10 protein-coding genes and 3 pseudogenes are annotated in these 13218 nt (G+C 68.2%); 7 read left to right on the top strand and 6 right to left on the bottom strand.

The genetic code is table 11. The features are described from left to right. The first annotated feature begins 12 nt into the window (after nt 1–12). The 4 genes and pseudogenes from ACHMWU_RS23220 (at nt 13) to ACHMWU_RS23205 (ending at nt 3777) form a co-directional block, all read left to right on the top strand. Nucleotides 13–1014 (top strand): annotated as a pseudogene (locus tag ACHMWU_RS23220) (ribonucleotide-diphosphate reductase subunit beta). Between the two features lie 14 nt (nt 1015–1028). Continuing rightward, nucleotides 1029–2243, top strand: coding sequence for an Nramp family divalent metal transporter (locus tag ACHMWU_RS23215; RefSeq protein WP_396049186.1), 1215 nt, complete (start codon nt 1029–1031; stop codon nt 2241–2243). A 17-nt stretch (nt 2244–2260) separates the two neighbouring features. Further along, nucleotides 2261–3121, top strand: coding sequence for an Fpg/Nei family DNA glycosylase (locus ACHMWU_RS23210; RefSeq protein WP_396047568.1), 861 nt, complete (start codon nt 2261–2263; stop codon nt 3119–3121). Nucleotides 3122–3147: 26 nt separating this feature from the next. Beyond that, the gene (locus tag ACHMWU_RS23205; protein ID WP_396047566.1) at nt 3148–3777 is read left to right on the top strand and encodes a hypothetical protein; all 630 of its coding nucleotides are present in this window, start codon (nt 3148–3150) and stop codon (nt 3775–3777) included. A 6-nt stretch (nt 3778–3783) separates the two neighbouring features. On the opposite strand, the gene ACHMWU_RS23200 is transcribed toward ACHMWU_RS23205, so the two are convergent. The 3 genes from ACHMWU_RS23200 to ACHMWU_RS23190 are packed head-to-tail and all read right to left on the bottom strand — an operon-like array spanning nt 3784 to nt 6303. Then, nucleotides 3784–5190, bottom strand: coding sequence for a hypothetical protein (locus ACHMWU_RS23200; RefSeq protein WP_396047564.1), 1407 nt, complete (start codon nt 5188–5190; stop codon nt 3784–3786). Next, on the bottom strand, nt 5120–5758 hold the full coding sequence (locus ACHMWU_RS23195; protein ID WP_396047562.1) for a hypothetical protein: 639 nt from the start codon (nt 5756–5758) through the stop codon (nt 5120–5122). The genes ACHMWU_RS23200 and ACHMWU_RS23195 overlap by 71 nt, the downstream gene beginning before the upstream one ends. Beyond that, nucleotides 5755–6303, bottom strand: coding sequence for a hypothetical protein (locus ACHMWU_RS23190; protein WP_396047560.1), 549 nt, complete (start codon nt 6301–6303; stop codon nt 5755–5757). The genes ACHMWU_RS23195 and ACHMWU_RS23190 overlap by 4 nt, the downstream gene beginning before the upstream one ends. Before the next feature lie 193 nt (nt 6304–6496). Between ACHMWU_RS23190 and ACHMWU_RS23185 the strand changes: the two genes are divergently transcribed. The 3 genes and pseudogenes from ACHMWU_RS23185 (at nt 6497) to ACHMWU_RS23175 (ending at nt 9763) form a co-directional block, all read left to right on the top strand. Then, the gene (locus ACHMWU_RS23185) at nt 6497–7117 is read left to right on the top strand and encodes a hypothetical protein (RefSeq protein ID WP_396047558.1); all 621 of its coding nucleotides are present in this window, start codon (nt 6497–6499) and stop codon (nt 7115–7117) included. A gap of 9 nt (nt 7118–7126) precedes the next feature. Continuing rightward, a pseudogene (gene purL, locus ACHMWU_RS23180) lies at nt 7127–9395 on the top strand (phosphoribosylformylglycinamidine synthase subunit PurL). A 17-nt stretch (nt 9396–9412) separates the two neighbouring features. Further along, nucleotides 9413–9763, top strand: coding sequence for a sterol carrier family protein (locus tag ACHMWU_RS23175; RefSeq protein WP_396047556.1), 351 nt, complete (start codon nt 9413–9415; stop codon nt 9761–9763). Nucleotide 9764: 1 nt separating this feature from the next. Here the strand turns inward: ACHMWU_RS23175 and ACHMWU_RS23170 are convergent, their stop codons facing one another. From ACHMWU_RS23170 to ACHMWU_RS23160, 3 genes and pseudogenes are all read right to left on the bottom strand, one after another. After that, nucleotides 9765–10487: a glycerophosphodiester phosphodiesterase gene (locus ACHMWU_RS23170; protein ID WP_396047554.1), complete on the bottom strand. Its 723-nt coding sequence runs from the start codon at nt 10485–10487 to the stop codon at nt 9765–9767. Further along, entirely contained in the window at nt 10390–11739 is a 1350-nt protein-coding gene (locus tag ACHMWU_RS23165) for a glycoside hydrolase domain-containing protein (RefSeq protein WP_396047552.1), read from the bottom strand. Before ACHMWU_RS23165 ends, ACHMWU_RS23170 begins: the two co-directional genes overlap by 98 nt. Before the next feature lie 218 nt (nt 11740–11957). Further along, a pseudogene (locus tag ACHMWU_RS23160) lies at nt 11958–13206 on the bottom strand (AMP-binding protein). Nucleotides 13207–13218: the final 12 nt, after the last annotated feature.

The following is a 13218-nucleotide window of genomic DNA, read 5'->3' as shown; positions in this document are numbered from 1 at the left end:
GAAGGACTTTTCATGACTGACATTGCAACTCGGCCCGGGATTCTTGGGACTGGGATCCAAGAAGGGCTTTTGCTCAAGCCTGTCACGTATCAATGGGCCATGGACCTGTACGACCAAGCCGTCGCCAACACCTGGTTCCCCAACGAGATCCAGCTCGGGAGGATCTCGGCGACTTCGAGCGGATGAGCGAGGAGGAGCGTCACGCGTTGACGTTCCTGATGAGCTACTTCAACCCCAACGAGCTTCTGGTCAACAAGGCGCTCGCCTTCGGGGTCTACCCGTACGTCAACGCCGCCGAGTGCCACCTCTACCTGGCCAAGCAGATGTGGGAGGAGGCCAATCACTGCATGAGCTTCGAGTACGTGCTCGAGACGTTCCCGATCGATCGCGAGGCCGCCTACGAGTCGCACGTGACGGTGCCGTCGATGGCCGCGAAGGAGGCCTTCGAGATCCGCTACATCCAGCGGATGACTCGAGCAGACCCTCGACATCACCACGACCGAGGGCAAGCAGGACTTCGTCCGCAACCTCGTCGCCTACAACGTGATCCTGGAAGGCATCTGGTTCTACTCCGGCTTCATGGTCGCGCTGAGCTTCCGGCAACGGAACCTGCTGCGCAACTTCGGCTCGTTGATCGACTGGATCGTGCGGGACGAGAGCCTGCACCTGAAGTTCGGGATCAACCTGATCCTCACGGTCCTCGACGAGAACCCGGACGTCGCGACACCGGAGTTCGCCGACGAGATCCGCCAGATGATCCTCGATGGCGTCGAGATGGAAGAGGCGTACAACCACGACCTGCTCCCTGGCGGGATCCTGGGCCTCAACGCCGACTACATCAACCAGTACGTCCGCTACCTGGCGGACCGGCGGCTGGAGGAGCTCGGCTTCGAGCCGCACTACAACGCCGTCAACCCGGCCAAGTGGATGGCGACGGCGAACGACACCTTGCAGCTGGTCAACTTCTTCGAGTCGACCAACACCTCCTACGAGGTCAACGCCAAGTCGTCGTAGGAGATGATGTGGACATGCTCGTGAAGGAACGCCTGCCGCGGATCGGACTGCTCGGTCCGGCCTTCATCGCGGCGGTCGCGTACGTCGACCCGGGCAATGTCGCGACCAACGTCACGGCGGGCTCGGAGTTCGGCTACACGCTGGTCTGGGTCGTCGTGATGGCGAACGTGATGGCGGTGCTGGTGCAGTACCTGTCGGCGAAGCTCGGCATGGTCACAGGTCAGTCACTGGCCGGCCACATGGGCGAGAAGCTGCCACGCGGTCCGCGGATCTTGTACTGGCTGCAGGCCGAGGCGATCGCGATCGCCACCGACCTGGCCGAGGTGGTCGGTGGCGCGATCGCGCTCTACCTGCTGTTCGACCTGCCGCTGATGCTCGGCGCGGTCATCACGGCCGCGGTCGCGATGCTGATCCTCAAGATCGGTGACGTCCGTGGCCAGAGCGCGCTCGAGCGCGTCATCATGGGCTTCTTGGTGCTGATCGCGGTGGGGTTCATGGCCGGACTCTTCATCGATCCGCCAGCGGCTGGTCCGCTGGCCGGCGGCCTGGTGCCGAGCTTCGAGGGCACCGAGAGCGTCCTGCTTGCCTCGGGAATCATCGGGGCCACGGTCATGCCGCACGTCATCTACCTGCACTCGAGCCTCACGACGACCCGGCTCGGTGCGCGCGGCGAGGGGCAGTCGATGCGGCAGCTGCTCGCCGCGACCCGCACCGACGTGGTGCTGGCGCTGATCTTGGCGGGCATGCTCAACCTGTCGCTGCTGGTCGTCGCCGCGACGAGTCTCGACGGTCTGCCGGGGACCGACACCTTGGAGGGCGTGCACGCCGTCGTGACGTCCGAGCTGGGTGCCGGTGTCGCGCTGCTGTTCGCGGTCGCGCTGCTCGGCTCGGGCCTGGCGTCGACGTCGGTCGGCAGCGCCGCCGGTGCGGAGGTCATGCAGGGGCTGCTCGGCGTCCGACTCCCGGTCCTGCTGCGCCGGGTCGTCACCCTGATCCCGGCGCTCGTGATCCTGGGTCTCGGCGCAGAACCCAGCCGGGCCCTGGTCGTGTCGCAGGTCGTGCTCTCGATCGGCATCCCGTTCGCGCTGATCCCGTTGGTGGTCCTGACCGCGAGCAAGGACGTCATGGGCGATCACGTCAACCAGCGACCCACCACGGTGGCGGCGTGCGTCGTCGCGGCGATCGTCATCGCCCTCAACGTCTCGCTGCTCTGGCTGACGTTCACCTGATGCACCATGATTGAGGCATGCCGGAGCTGCCTGAGGTCAACGCACTGGTCGAGTTCCTGAACCAGGAAGTCACCGGTTCGGTCGTCGCTGCGGTCGAGCTGGCGTCGTTCTCGGTGCTCAAGACCTATGATCCGCCGGTCGCGGCGCTGCAGGGTCTCGAGGTGTCGGGCGTGTCCCGGCACGGCAAGTTCATCGACTTCGACGTCAGCGGGCTGCACGTCGTGGTGCACCTGGCCAAGGCCGGTTGGCTGCGCTGGTCCGATCATCTGGCTGAGACCAAGCTGAAGCTGGGTGCGAGCAACATCGCCGCCCGGGTGCGTCTCGACCGGGGCGATGGCCCTACGGTCGGCTTCGACGTCACGGAGGCCGGCACCCGCAAGGGGCTCGCGATGTACGTCGTGGCGTCGCCGTCCGACGTGCCCGGCATCGCGGCGCTGGGTCCTGACCCGCTCGCCCCGGGCTTCGAGCTGCGACCGTTGCTGGCGCGTCGCATGCAGGTCAAGCGGCTGCTGCGCGACCAGAAGATCCTGGCCGGGGTCGGCAACGCGTACAGCGACGAGATCCTGCACGCTGCCAAGCTGTCGCCGTTCGCGATCGCCGAGAGCCTCGACGAGGACCAGGTCGTACGTCTCGAGGTCGCAGTCCAGGAGGTCTTGCGGGAGGCAGTCGAGGAGGCACGCGGCAAGCCGGCCGAGGAGCTGAAGGACGACAAGCGCACGCGCATGCGGGTGCACGGGCGTACCGGCGAGGCGTGCCCGGTGTGCGGTGACACGGTGCTCGAGGTGACCTACTCGCAGTCGTCGTTGCAGTACTGCCCCACGTGCCAGACCCATGGTGCCCCGTTGAAGGACCGGACGACGTCCAAGTTCCTCAAGTAGGTGGAACAGGCCCGTAGGCTGGAGCCATGTTCAGGCAGAGTCGCAACCTCGGTAGCCAGACCAATCAGGCTGTGCGGGGACTCACCGAGAAGATCGACGGCCAGACGGCCGACGTGGCAGGTCGAGCCGCCAAGACGATCGTGGTGGCGGTGCGCCTCCTGAGGATCCCGACGGCTGCCGTGGGCCTGATCTCGTTGCCGTTCATCGTGACGACATTGGCGCTCGGCTGGCTGGCCGATGGCGCAGACGGTCTCGTGATCCTGCTGGCGGGCGCGGCCATGGCCGTCGTCAACGGGCTCTACTGGTGGCGCCGCCATCGCATCATGACCGCGGTTGCTGAGCCCGACCAGCTGGCCACCGAGCTGGGCATCCTGGTCAGCATGAGCGGCAAGGTCGACGAGACTCGTGGGGTCTTGGCGCAGGTGGCCGGCGGCGGTGGCTGGCGAATCATGAATCGTCTGCGCGGTGCGTGGTCGAGTGCCCACCTGGCAGGGCACTGGATCGAAGGCGTGGGAGACCTGAAGCGGGCGCGCTACTTCGCGCCCCCGAAGATCGGCACGACCGTGACGCTCGCCATCTCGGCGCTGTGGCTCATTCCGGTCTCGATCGTGGTGGCGCTGTTCGTGCTCGTGGCGACGGCGGCCGGGACTGTGTGACCTGCTCTACGTCGGTGGGTGCGCGAGCAGGTCGAGTCGTTCGCGTTCGGCGGCGGTGAGGTCGGTCGCGCGTCGACCTGAGTCGAGGGTGAACTGGGCGAACCGGCTGGCCGAGTTGGTCTGTCCTTCGGCGACGAGCTCGTCGATGAGCTCGATGAGGCCCGCGAAGTCGTACGACGCGGCGAGCGGTGCGAACTTCTTCCACATCGCGGGCATCCCGGACGGGGCGACCAAGTCGTCGACGGCACCGACGAGCTGAGGGGCCCGACTGGGTCCGTCGATCAGGACGATCATGCCTCGCGCGTCGAGCTCGACGAGGGTCAGCCCGTGCGCGTGTGCCTCGTCGGCGACGTCGGTCAGGATCTCCAGGGCGCGGTCGGGATCGGCCAGCGAGTCGTGGACGTAGGCCTGGGTCAGCCGCCGTTCGAGGTCGAACTGGCGCATGCCGGGCAGTGCGTCGAGCTCGGAGGACGCCAGCAGCTGTTCGGCCTCGTCGGCGCGTCCGAGGCCTACCAAGGCCTGGGCGGCGAGCGCCTGGACCCAGCCGCGCGTGTGCAGGACGTCGCGGTCGGGCTGCTCCTCGAGCAGCAGGTGGAGACTGACGATCCCGTGCTGGGGACGGCCGCGATGGAACTCGAGCGCCCCGCTCATGGCCGGCCCGAGACGACCCGGCCGGCCATAGCGCGCGCCCTCGGCCTGGTACTGCCCGAGCACCCGCTCGGCGCCGTCGAGGTCGTGCTCGCCGAGCAGCGACATGAACAGGGTCTCGCGGGCGGGGTCGAGCTCGGGCGCGCTGGCGAGGATGTCGGGTGACTGCAGCATCTCGAGCGAGATCGCGGCAGCGTGCACTGCTTCGGACGTCCGAGCGGCGTGGCGCAGGAGGCATGCCAGAACTGTGTGTGCCATGGCGCTGTCGACGGGGGAGAGCGATCCGGAGAAGAGCAGCGCACGTACCCGGCGGACGTGCTGGTCGCCGGACTCGTTGAGGGCGAGCAGGAGCAGCTCGGCGAGGTCGACCGCGGCGGCTCGCTGGTTCTGCTCGGCGACGGGACGGGCTTCGGGGCCGATGGCCCGTTCGCGGAAGGCAGGCCTATCTTCGGCGGGGATCATCCGGATCGCCCAGCGCGTGAACGCCATCAGCTCGTGGCTGGGCACCGCGGCCGGGTCGATCGTGCGGAGCAGCTCGGCGAGCCCGTCGGTGTCGCCGATCTGGATCAGGGCGTGCGAGCGCTGATGCTGGGTCTCCAAGGGTGTCGCGGCGGTGTTCTGAGTCGACGAGTAGGCCGTGGCACGGTGGTAGAGGCCACGTCGGTTGGCCTCCCTCGCGGCGATCGGGGCAAGCTCAGCCGGGATCGGTGAGCCGCTCTCCAGGTACCACCGGGCACCCCTGATCGCGCTCTCCGTCCTCTGCACTGAGCGTCGGGTGAAGGGTGCGTACTTCTCCCGAGAGCTCGACCATGCGGGCGGCGCTCAGCCCGGCGACGAGACATTCGGCGTCGACGGGGTCGGTCATCGTCACGGCTCCGTCGACCTCGCGCAGCGTGCCGTGGAGCACCGCCAAGGCGACGTCGGCCGGGCTGCTGCAGGTTACGGCTTCGTCGAGCTCGACCTCGCCGATGACCGAGACGAGATCGAGCAGGTCGATGATGCCGGGGGTACCACCGAGGCGGCTGGCGGCGCTTGAACTGCGGCGCTCTGGCAGCGCCTGGCGGAACTGCTCGAGCCGGCTCGGCTTGAGGATCAAGGTGTCTTCGACCGAGGTGATCGCGCCGGACTCGGCCAAGGCGTCAGCGAGCTGGCACAAGCTGGCGTACCCGCCGTTCGACCGTTCGTGCAGGAACCGCACGAGGATGTCATGCGGTTCTGCGTCGAAGCGTGCTCGGAGCAGGTCACCGACCGTCGATGCCGTCAACGGTTCGAGGTCGATCCGTTCGGCGATCGCAGCGAAGCCCGGGGCCAGGGGGACGGTCTCAGCGGTCATGGCCGTGATGATCCGCAGGTCCCTGCTCTCTGCGAGTGCCGACAGCGAGTCAGGCTCTCGGGGGACGCGAAGCTGGCGTCGTCGAGGATCAACGTGGGTGGGGTTGCGTGGCGCGTGCGGATCAGGCGACGGATCTCGTCGAGCACCTCGTCAGCTGGAAGGTCGTCGCGTCCACCGAGGTCGACCAAGACGCGCGAGAGCAGCTGATGAGGGCGATCGGCGTCCCCGATCGCGCACACGTGATGCAGCACGACCCCGTCGTAGTCAGGAGACGTCACGATCTCTGCGCCGAGGCGGTGGCGATGGGATCCGGGAGATCCCACGACGAGCAGGGCGCTGTGGCGTTCGAGCATGGCTCGGGCCGCCGAGATGAACTCTGGAGAGAACGCAGGGGGCCAACGAGCGTCGATCGCTGGCGTGAGCGGTGCGATGGCGGATCCTGCCTCTCTGGAGTGCCGGTGCGTGAAGGGTGCGACGGGGAGATCGACAATCTGGATCTTGGTGATGTTCTCACGTCCGGGGTGTGCGCGGCGAGCCGATCTCACCGATGCGATGACCTGCTGTTACTCCCCGACCCGCACGGTCGTGACATCGCGGATGTCGCGTTCTACTGTTCGGGCATGGACCTTCGCGGATTTGCCCTCCTGCCGGTGCGTGTCACGGTCGCGGCGACGCAGGCCACGCTGGGCCTGGGTCAGCTGGCCTCGCCGAACGGACCAATCCTCCGCGAGGGCGGGTATGCCGCGCGGTTCGCGCAGCTTCGCCGAGGAGGGGCTGCTCGACCAGGTCGGCAAGATCCTGGCCGATGAACGTGGTCCGATCGGCCTCGCGAACACCCTGGCTGACCTGACGGCCGATGACCGTCCGATCGGCAAGGCGCTCGCCCGCGACGGTCTGCTCGACCGGATGGCCGACGAGGACGGACCGTTCGTGCGGCTCCTGGAGGCCGGCGGCCCGCTCGACCGGGCCCTGGCCGAGGACGGTCCGTTGTACCGCTTCCTGGCGCCGGGCGGAGCGCTCGACCGGTTGCTGGCCGAAGAAGGGGCGCTCGACCGGGTCCTGGCCGAGGGCGGTCTGCTGGAGCAGCTGCTCGCCGAGCAGGGGATCCTCGAGAAGCTCCTGGCTCCAGGCGGGACCTTGGACCAGCTGGTGTCGCTGGGTGCGACGTTCGATGCGATCGTGCCGCGCCTCGAGGCGTTGGGACATGCGATTCCGACCCTCAACAGCGCGGTGAACGTGCTGAGCGGGGGCGGTCGAGCCGCTCGGGCAGCTGGCCGGACGGCTGCCGGGCGGTCGACGTCGTCCTGCTGTCGAGGGAGCCCCCTGACCGCACTGCGCGACTGGTTGACCAGTCGATAGGATCAGGGGGTGACTGAAGCCCGCCAGCTCGACACCGTTGCCCTCGCCTCCACGACCCCGGATCGGTCGCAGCCGTGGGCCGAGCTCGGCCTCAAGCCCGATGAGTACGCCAGCATCCGCGAGATCCTGGGTCGCCGTCCCACCGGCGCCGAGCTCGCGATGTACTCCGTGATGTGGAGCGAGCACTGCTCGTACAAGTCGTCCAAGGTGCACCTCAAGAAGTTCGGCGCCTGCCGCAGGAAACTCCGCTGGGCAAGACACTCGCAGGTATCGGCGAGAACGCCGGCGTCATCGACATCGGTCAGGGCTATGCCGTGACGTTCAAGGTCGAGTCGCACAACCACCCCTCGTACGTCGAGCCCTACCAGGGTGCGGCCACCGGAATCGGCGGAATCGTGCGCGACATCCTCGCGATGGGCGCGCGTCCCGTCGCGGTCATGGACCCGCTGCGCTTCGGCCCGCTCGATGCCGAGGACACCCGTCGCGTGCTGCCCGGCATCGTTGCGGGCGTCGGCGGCTACGGCAACTGCCTCGGACTGCCCAATGTCGGCGGGGAGGTCGTCTTCGACGAGACCTACGTCGGCAACCCTCTGGTCAATGCGCTGTGCGTCGGCGTCCTGCGCCACGAAGACCTCCACCTCGCCTTCGCGAGCGGCGTCGGCAACAAGGTCGTCCTGTATGGCGCTCGCACCGGTGGCGACGGCATCGGCGGCGTCTCGGTGCTCGCCTCCGAGACGTTCGAGTCGACTGGCCCGTCCAAGCGGCCCGCGGTCCAGGTCGGTGATCCGTTCATGGAGAAGCTGCTGATCGAGTGCACGCTCGAGCTGTTCGCAGCCAAGGTCGTCAACGGCATCCAAGATCTCGGTGGTGCCGGACTGTCCTGTGCGACCAGCGAGCTGGCCTCGGCCGGCAGCGGCGGCATGCGGGTCGAGCTCGACACCGTCCCGCTGCGCGACTCGACGCTCTCGCCCGAAGAGATCTTGATGAGCGAGTCGCAAGAACGCATGATGGCGGTCGTCGAGCCCGAGCACCTCGACGAGTTCATGGCGATCTGCCAGAAGTGGGACGTCGAGGCTGTCGTGGTCGGCGAGGTCACCGACGGAGACCACCTGGTCATCGACTGGCACGGCGAGACCGTCGTCGACGTGCCGCCGCGCTCGGTCGCGCACGACGGTCCCACCTACAACCGGCCCTACGCCCGCCCGCAGTGGCAGGACGCCCTGCAGGCCGACGCTGCCGAGCAGCTGGCCCGCCCGTCCTCGGGCGACGAGCTGCGCGATCAGCTCGTCTCGGTCGTCAGCTCGCCCAACATGGCCGACAAGTCGTGGGTCACCGACCAGTACGACCGGTACGTGCAGGGCAACACGGTCCTGGCCCAGCCCGAGGACGCCGGCGTCATCCGCATCGACGACGAGACCCATCTCGGCGTCGCGGTCTCGACCGACTGCAACGGCCGCTTCGCCAAGCTCGACCCGTACGTCGGTGCGCAGCTGGCCCTGGCCGAGTCGTACCGCAACGTCGCGATCACCGGCGCACTGCCGCTCGCGGTCACCGACTGCCTCAACTTCGGCTCGCCCGAGAACCCTGATGTCATGTGGCAGTTCGAGCAGGCGACCCACGGCCTCAAGGACGCCTGCGCGGTGCTCGGCATCCCGGTCACCGGCGGCAACGTCTCGTTCTACAACCAGACCGGCGAGACCCCGATCCTGCCGACGCCTGTCGTCGGCGTCCTGGGTGTCATCGACGATGTTCGCCAGCGCATCACGCAGGGCTTCACGGGCGAGGGTGATCACATCCTGGTGCTCGGCGAGACCCGCGAAGGCTGTCGGGCTCGACGTGGGCGCATGTCGTCCACGATCACCTCGGCGGACGTCCGCCCGTCGTCGACCTGGCCGCTGAGTGCGCGCTGGCCGACCTGATGGTCGAGGCCGCGAAGTCGGGCATCGTCTCCTCCGCTCACGACCTGTCTGACGGCGGCCTGGCGATGGCGGTCGCCGAGGCGGCGTTCCGCAACGGTGTCGGCGCGACGGTCGATCTCGACGACCCGTTCCTCGAGCTGTTCAGCGAGTCGGCCGCCCGCGCGATGGTCGTGGTCGCCGAAGAGCGTCACGACGAGTTCGTCGCACTGGCTGAGAAGCACGGTGTCGAGCTCGCATCTGTGGGACGCACCGGCGGCGACACGATCGAGGTCGCAGGCCAGTTCAGCATCGGCGTCGCCGAGCTCAAGGCTGCCTGGCAGGCCACCTTGCCGGCGGTGCTCGGCGCCCACCTGGCCTGAGCTCCTAGGCTGACGGCATGGCCCGCTACGCCGCCCTGACGCACGAGGAGTTCGCCGAGATCTGCGCGCGCCTCGACGCAGGGGAGTCGACGCGCGCCGATCTCAAGTCGGCGACCAAGCACCTCGCCGCGCTGCTGGTGCACCGGGCTCCGGGCGCCAGCGTCGAGGTGCGGATCCCGCCGTTCGCGGCAGTGCAGGTCATCGCAGGCGCACGGCACACCCGTGGCACACCGCCCGCGGTCGTCGAGATGGATGCCACGACCTGGATCGCGCTGGGTCGGGGTCAGCTCGCCTGGGCTGACGCGACGGTCCGCGCATCGGGCGAACGGTCCGACCTGTCGCCGTACCTGCCGCTCGACGTGGCCTGACTCAGGTCCGCGCGGCGAGCGCGATCTCGGGGTAGTTGGTCGTCACCATCCACACGTCGGGGTCGTTGACCCAGCGGGCGAGCTCGTCGGGCCGGTCGACGGTCCACACGAGCAACGGCAGCCCGCGTCGGCGTGCGTACCGTTTGAGCGACCAGGTGGCGATGGACTTGTGGGCCACGATCAGGTTCGCCCTGCTCAGCCGGACGCGTGTGCGCGGGAAGGCCGCTTCGATCGTGACGATACGACGTGCGAGCCAGTGTGTCCGCCAGCTTCGGCGGCTCGACGACAGACCGACGAGGAGCCCGGGCGCGTGCTCCTGCGACCAGCGCACGAGTCGGCGCACCGACGCGTCCTCGGCTGTCGTCAGGATCGCGCCGTCGACACCGAGCCGGCCGACGATGAGCTCGGCGAGCTCGACCTCGTTGCGCGGCACCTTGAGGTCGACGTGCGCCTTGACCCGGCCGGCGAGCACCTCGAGCACGTCGTCCAGGCGTAGCAGCGGGGGGTCGAAGGCGTCGAAGCCGTGCTGCGCGATGAGTCGTCTGGTCTCGCCGTCGCCGGTGACGGGGTCGTGGAAGATCACGGGCGTGCCGTCAGAGGTCAGGCGCACGTCGAACTCGACGTAGTCACAGCCCAGCGCGATCGCAGCCTCGAATGCCGCGAGGGTGTTCTGGGCCGACCTGGTGGGGCCGGCGCCGCCGCGGTGCGCCGAGACGAGAGCCATGACTCAGACGGTCTTGCCGCGCTTCAGCGGCCCACATCTTCGACTCCGTCGTGGGGTACGCCGGCAGCTTGCGAGCCTTGCGGTAGGCCTTGACCGCCTTGACGGTCTTGTCGTCGTAGACCCCCGACATGCGTGGGCGCAGTCCGGCAGCGATCAGCGCGCGCTGGAGCCGCCACACCGACTGGCCGACTGAGCCTTCCTTGAGCACGCGCGGCGTCCCACCGTGCGCGAGCAGGGCAGTCCAGGTGGCTGGTGTCGTCCGGCCGGTCGCGGGCCATCCCTTGCTGGCGCGGTAGGCGTCGAGGGCACGTTCGGTGCCCTTGCCGAACGTGGTGTCGACTGCCTTCAGCAGGCCCTGGCCCCGCAGCAGGCACTCGAGTGCGGCCACCTCCGGTCCTTGGCTGCCCAGCTGAAGCTGGGGATAGGACGTGAACGTCATCTTGACCCCGCACCGCAGGGTCTGCTTGGCCGCGACCGATCCCTTGCCGACGTCGAGGTAGTTCTTGTCGATGTTGACGGTCTTCTTGCCGTACGTGACGTCGACGCCGTTGTGGTACTGGTGGATCCGCTGGTGGTTGGTCCATCCCGCGTCGGACAGATAGGGCCCGCCGTCGGTGTCGGCGACCTTGTTGACCCACGCGATCCACATGTGGTCGGGGAGCGTGAATCCCTTGCGCTTGGCCGCACGTGCCTCGTCGACGAGCTTGATGGCCGCCGAGCCGCTGGAGTACAGGCCGGACTTGTAGCCCTTGGCGTGCAGGTACTCGGTCCAGGCATCGGCGAACTCCAGCACGATCCGGTCACACTTCGATGTCCGGGCGTACCACTCGATGTCGAGGTACGAGACGCTCCCGGCACCGAAGCCGTACTTCTTCAGCGCCGCGATGGTCTCGCGCGCCTCGCTGCGGGCCTGTCGACGTGCTGTCGTGACGTTGGTCGACATGTGCTTCTTCTGGACCCGGCTGTTCGGGTTGTTCTTGAAGCAGGGGGACTGCCGGCCCACGTGGATGGGGATGAACCGCCAGCCGTTGGCGGCGTTCTTGGAGACCCACGACTTGCTCAGGTGGGGCTGGTACTTGTCGCCGCAGTACCGGGAGTTGCCCGAGATGTAGATCCCGATCGCACTGAAGGGCGACTGCAGGTTCCACGTGTCCATGACCGACTGGCTCGGCGCGACGCACGCGTCGAAGCCGTGGCCGGTGAAGTTGCCGGGCGCCTTGGGCGTCGCAGCAGTGGCGGGAGAGGTCAGCATGAGCGACGCGGCCAGACCAGTCAGAAGACCGGCGATCGTGAGCCGCGTGGCGGGGGAAGGCACCAGGCGCATGGGCATGAGCGTACGTCGTGTCAGGGGGTCCTGTCACGGCATGCGTGCATCGGTTGCCGCACAGGGATATGCTCGGCGACATCGTGGTCCCGGTCCCTCCCTGGATGATCGGGGCCACGACCTTGCCCGGGAGCAGAGCGCAAACGTCAGATCTGACGGCCGGAGTCGCCCCAGTAGGGCTTGCGGAGATCTCGTTTGAGGATCTTTCCGGACGGGTTGCGCGGCAGCGCCTCGACGACGTCGATCGACGACGGCACCTTGTAGTGCGCGAGTCGTTCGCGGGCGAAGGCGATCAGCTCGTCGGGAGCTCGCGTGCTGCTCGGGCCGGAAGGCCACGACGGCCTTGATCGCCTCACCCCACCTGTCGTCGGGGATGCCGATGATCGCGATCTCGGCGACGGCAGGGTGCTCGGCGAGCACGCGTTCGACCTCGGGGGAGTAGACGTTCTCGCCGCCGGTGATGATCATGTCCTTCATCCGGTCCTCGATGAACAAGAAGCCGTCCTCGTCGACCCGGCCGAGGTCTCCGGTGCGCACCCAGCCGTCGGCCGTGATGAGCTCGGCCGTCGCATCGGGCTTGCCGAGGTAGCCCGCGGTCGCCTGGGGCGTGCGGAACCACACCTCGCCGGACGTGCCGCCGGGAACCTCGAGCAGCGTGATCGGGTCGACGATCCGCATCTCGGCGTTCTTGACGGGTCGGCCGGCCGAGACGAGACGTTCGGGATGGCTCTCGTCGCGGTGGTCCTCGTCGGTCAGCACCGTGATGACGCCGCCGAACTCGGTCATGCCGTAGACCTGCTGGAACTCGGTGTCGGGCCACGCCTCGAGGGCTGCCCGTAGGACGGGGGCCGGCATCGGGGCGGCCCCGTAGCCGAAGGCCTTCAGCTGGCTGAACAGCCCCATGACCTGCGGGCCAGCCGCGATCAAGGCTGCCACGACGGCCGGGACGAGGAAGACGTGCGTGCAGCCGGCCATCATCCCGCCAGCCAGCAGCGCGCCGTCGACCTCGGGAACGATGTAGCCGGGCACGCCGACGACGGGACCGAGCAGGGCGTACGAGGTGCCGCCGACGTGGAACATCGGCATCGCGACGAGGAGCATGTCGCCATCGGCGTACGTGGTCTCGCCGAGGCCGTTGACGCTGTGCTCGACCATCGCGTGCTGGCTGAGCTGGACGCCTTTGGGGCGTCCGGTCGTGCCGGAGCTGTACATCACGACGCAGATGTCTTCGGGAGACACGTCGGGCTGGCGGTCGAGTGGCTCCGCTTCGGCCAGCCAGTCGGCGAGCCGTCGCGTTCGCCGCCGACGATGACGACCTTCTGGACGTGCTCGAGCCGTTCGCGGACGTTGTCGTACTGCTGCAGGAGCCGTGGCCGACGAACACGATCGTGGCACCGCAGTCGTTGA

Source organism: Aeromicrobium sp. UC242_57, from assembly GCF_044452305.1.
Classification (GTDB): domain Bacteria; phylum Actinomycetota; class Actinomycetes; order Propionibacteriales; family Nocardioidaceae; genus Aeromicrobium.
This window is presented reverse-complemented; position numbering and strand designations above follow the sequence as displayed.

What these genes read in the sequence shown, in the direction of transcription:
- ACHMWU_RS23215 (WP_396049186.1), top strand. Translation starts at nt 1,029, where the DNA reads ATGCTCGTGAAGGAACGCCTGCCGCGGATCGGACTGCTCGGTCCGGCC.
- ACHMWU_RS23210 (WP_396047568.1), top strand. Translation starts at nt 2,261, where the DNA reads ATGCCGGAGCTGCCTGAGGTCAACGCACTGGTCGAGTTCCTGAACCAG.
- ACHMWU_RS23205 (WP_396047566.1), top strand. Translation starts at nt 3,148, where the DNA reads ATGTTCAGGCAGAGTCGCAACCTCGGTAGCCAGACCAATCAGGCTGTG.
- ACHMWU_RS23195 (WP_396047562.1), bottom strand. Translation starts at nt 5,758, where the DNA reads ATGACCGCTGAGACCGTCCCCCTGGCCCCGGGCTTCGCTGCGATCGCC.
- ACHMWU_RS23185 (WP_396047558.1), top strand. Translation starts at nt 6,497, where the DNA reads ATGCCGCGCGGTTCGCGCAGCTTCGCCGAGGAGGGGCTGCTCGACCAG.
- ACHMWU_RS23175 (WP_396047556.1), top strand. Translation starts at nt 9,413, where the DNA reads ATGGCCCGCTACGCCGCCCTGACGCACGAGGAGTTCGCCGAGATCTGC.
- ACHMWU_RS23170 (WP_396047554.1), bottom strand. Translation starts at nt 10,487, where the DNA reads ATGGCTCTCGTCTCGGCGCACCGCGGCGGCGCCGGCCCCACCAGGTCG.
- ACHMWU_RS23165 (WP_396047552.1), bottom strand. Translation starts at nt 11,739, where the DNA reads ATGCTGACCTCTCCCGCCACTGCTGCGACGCCCAAGGCGCCCGGCAAC.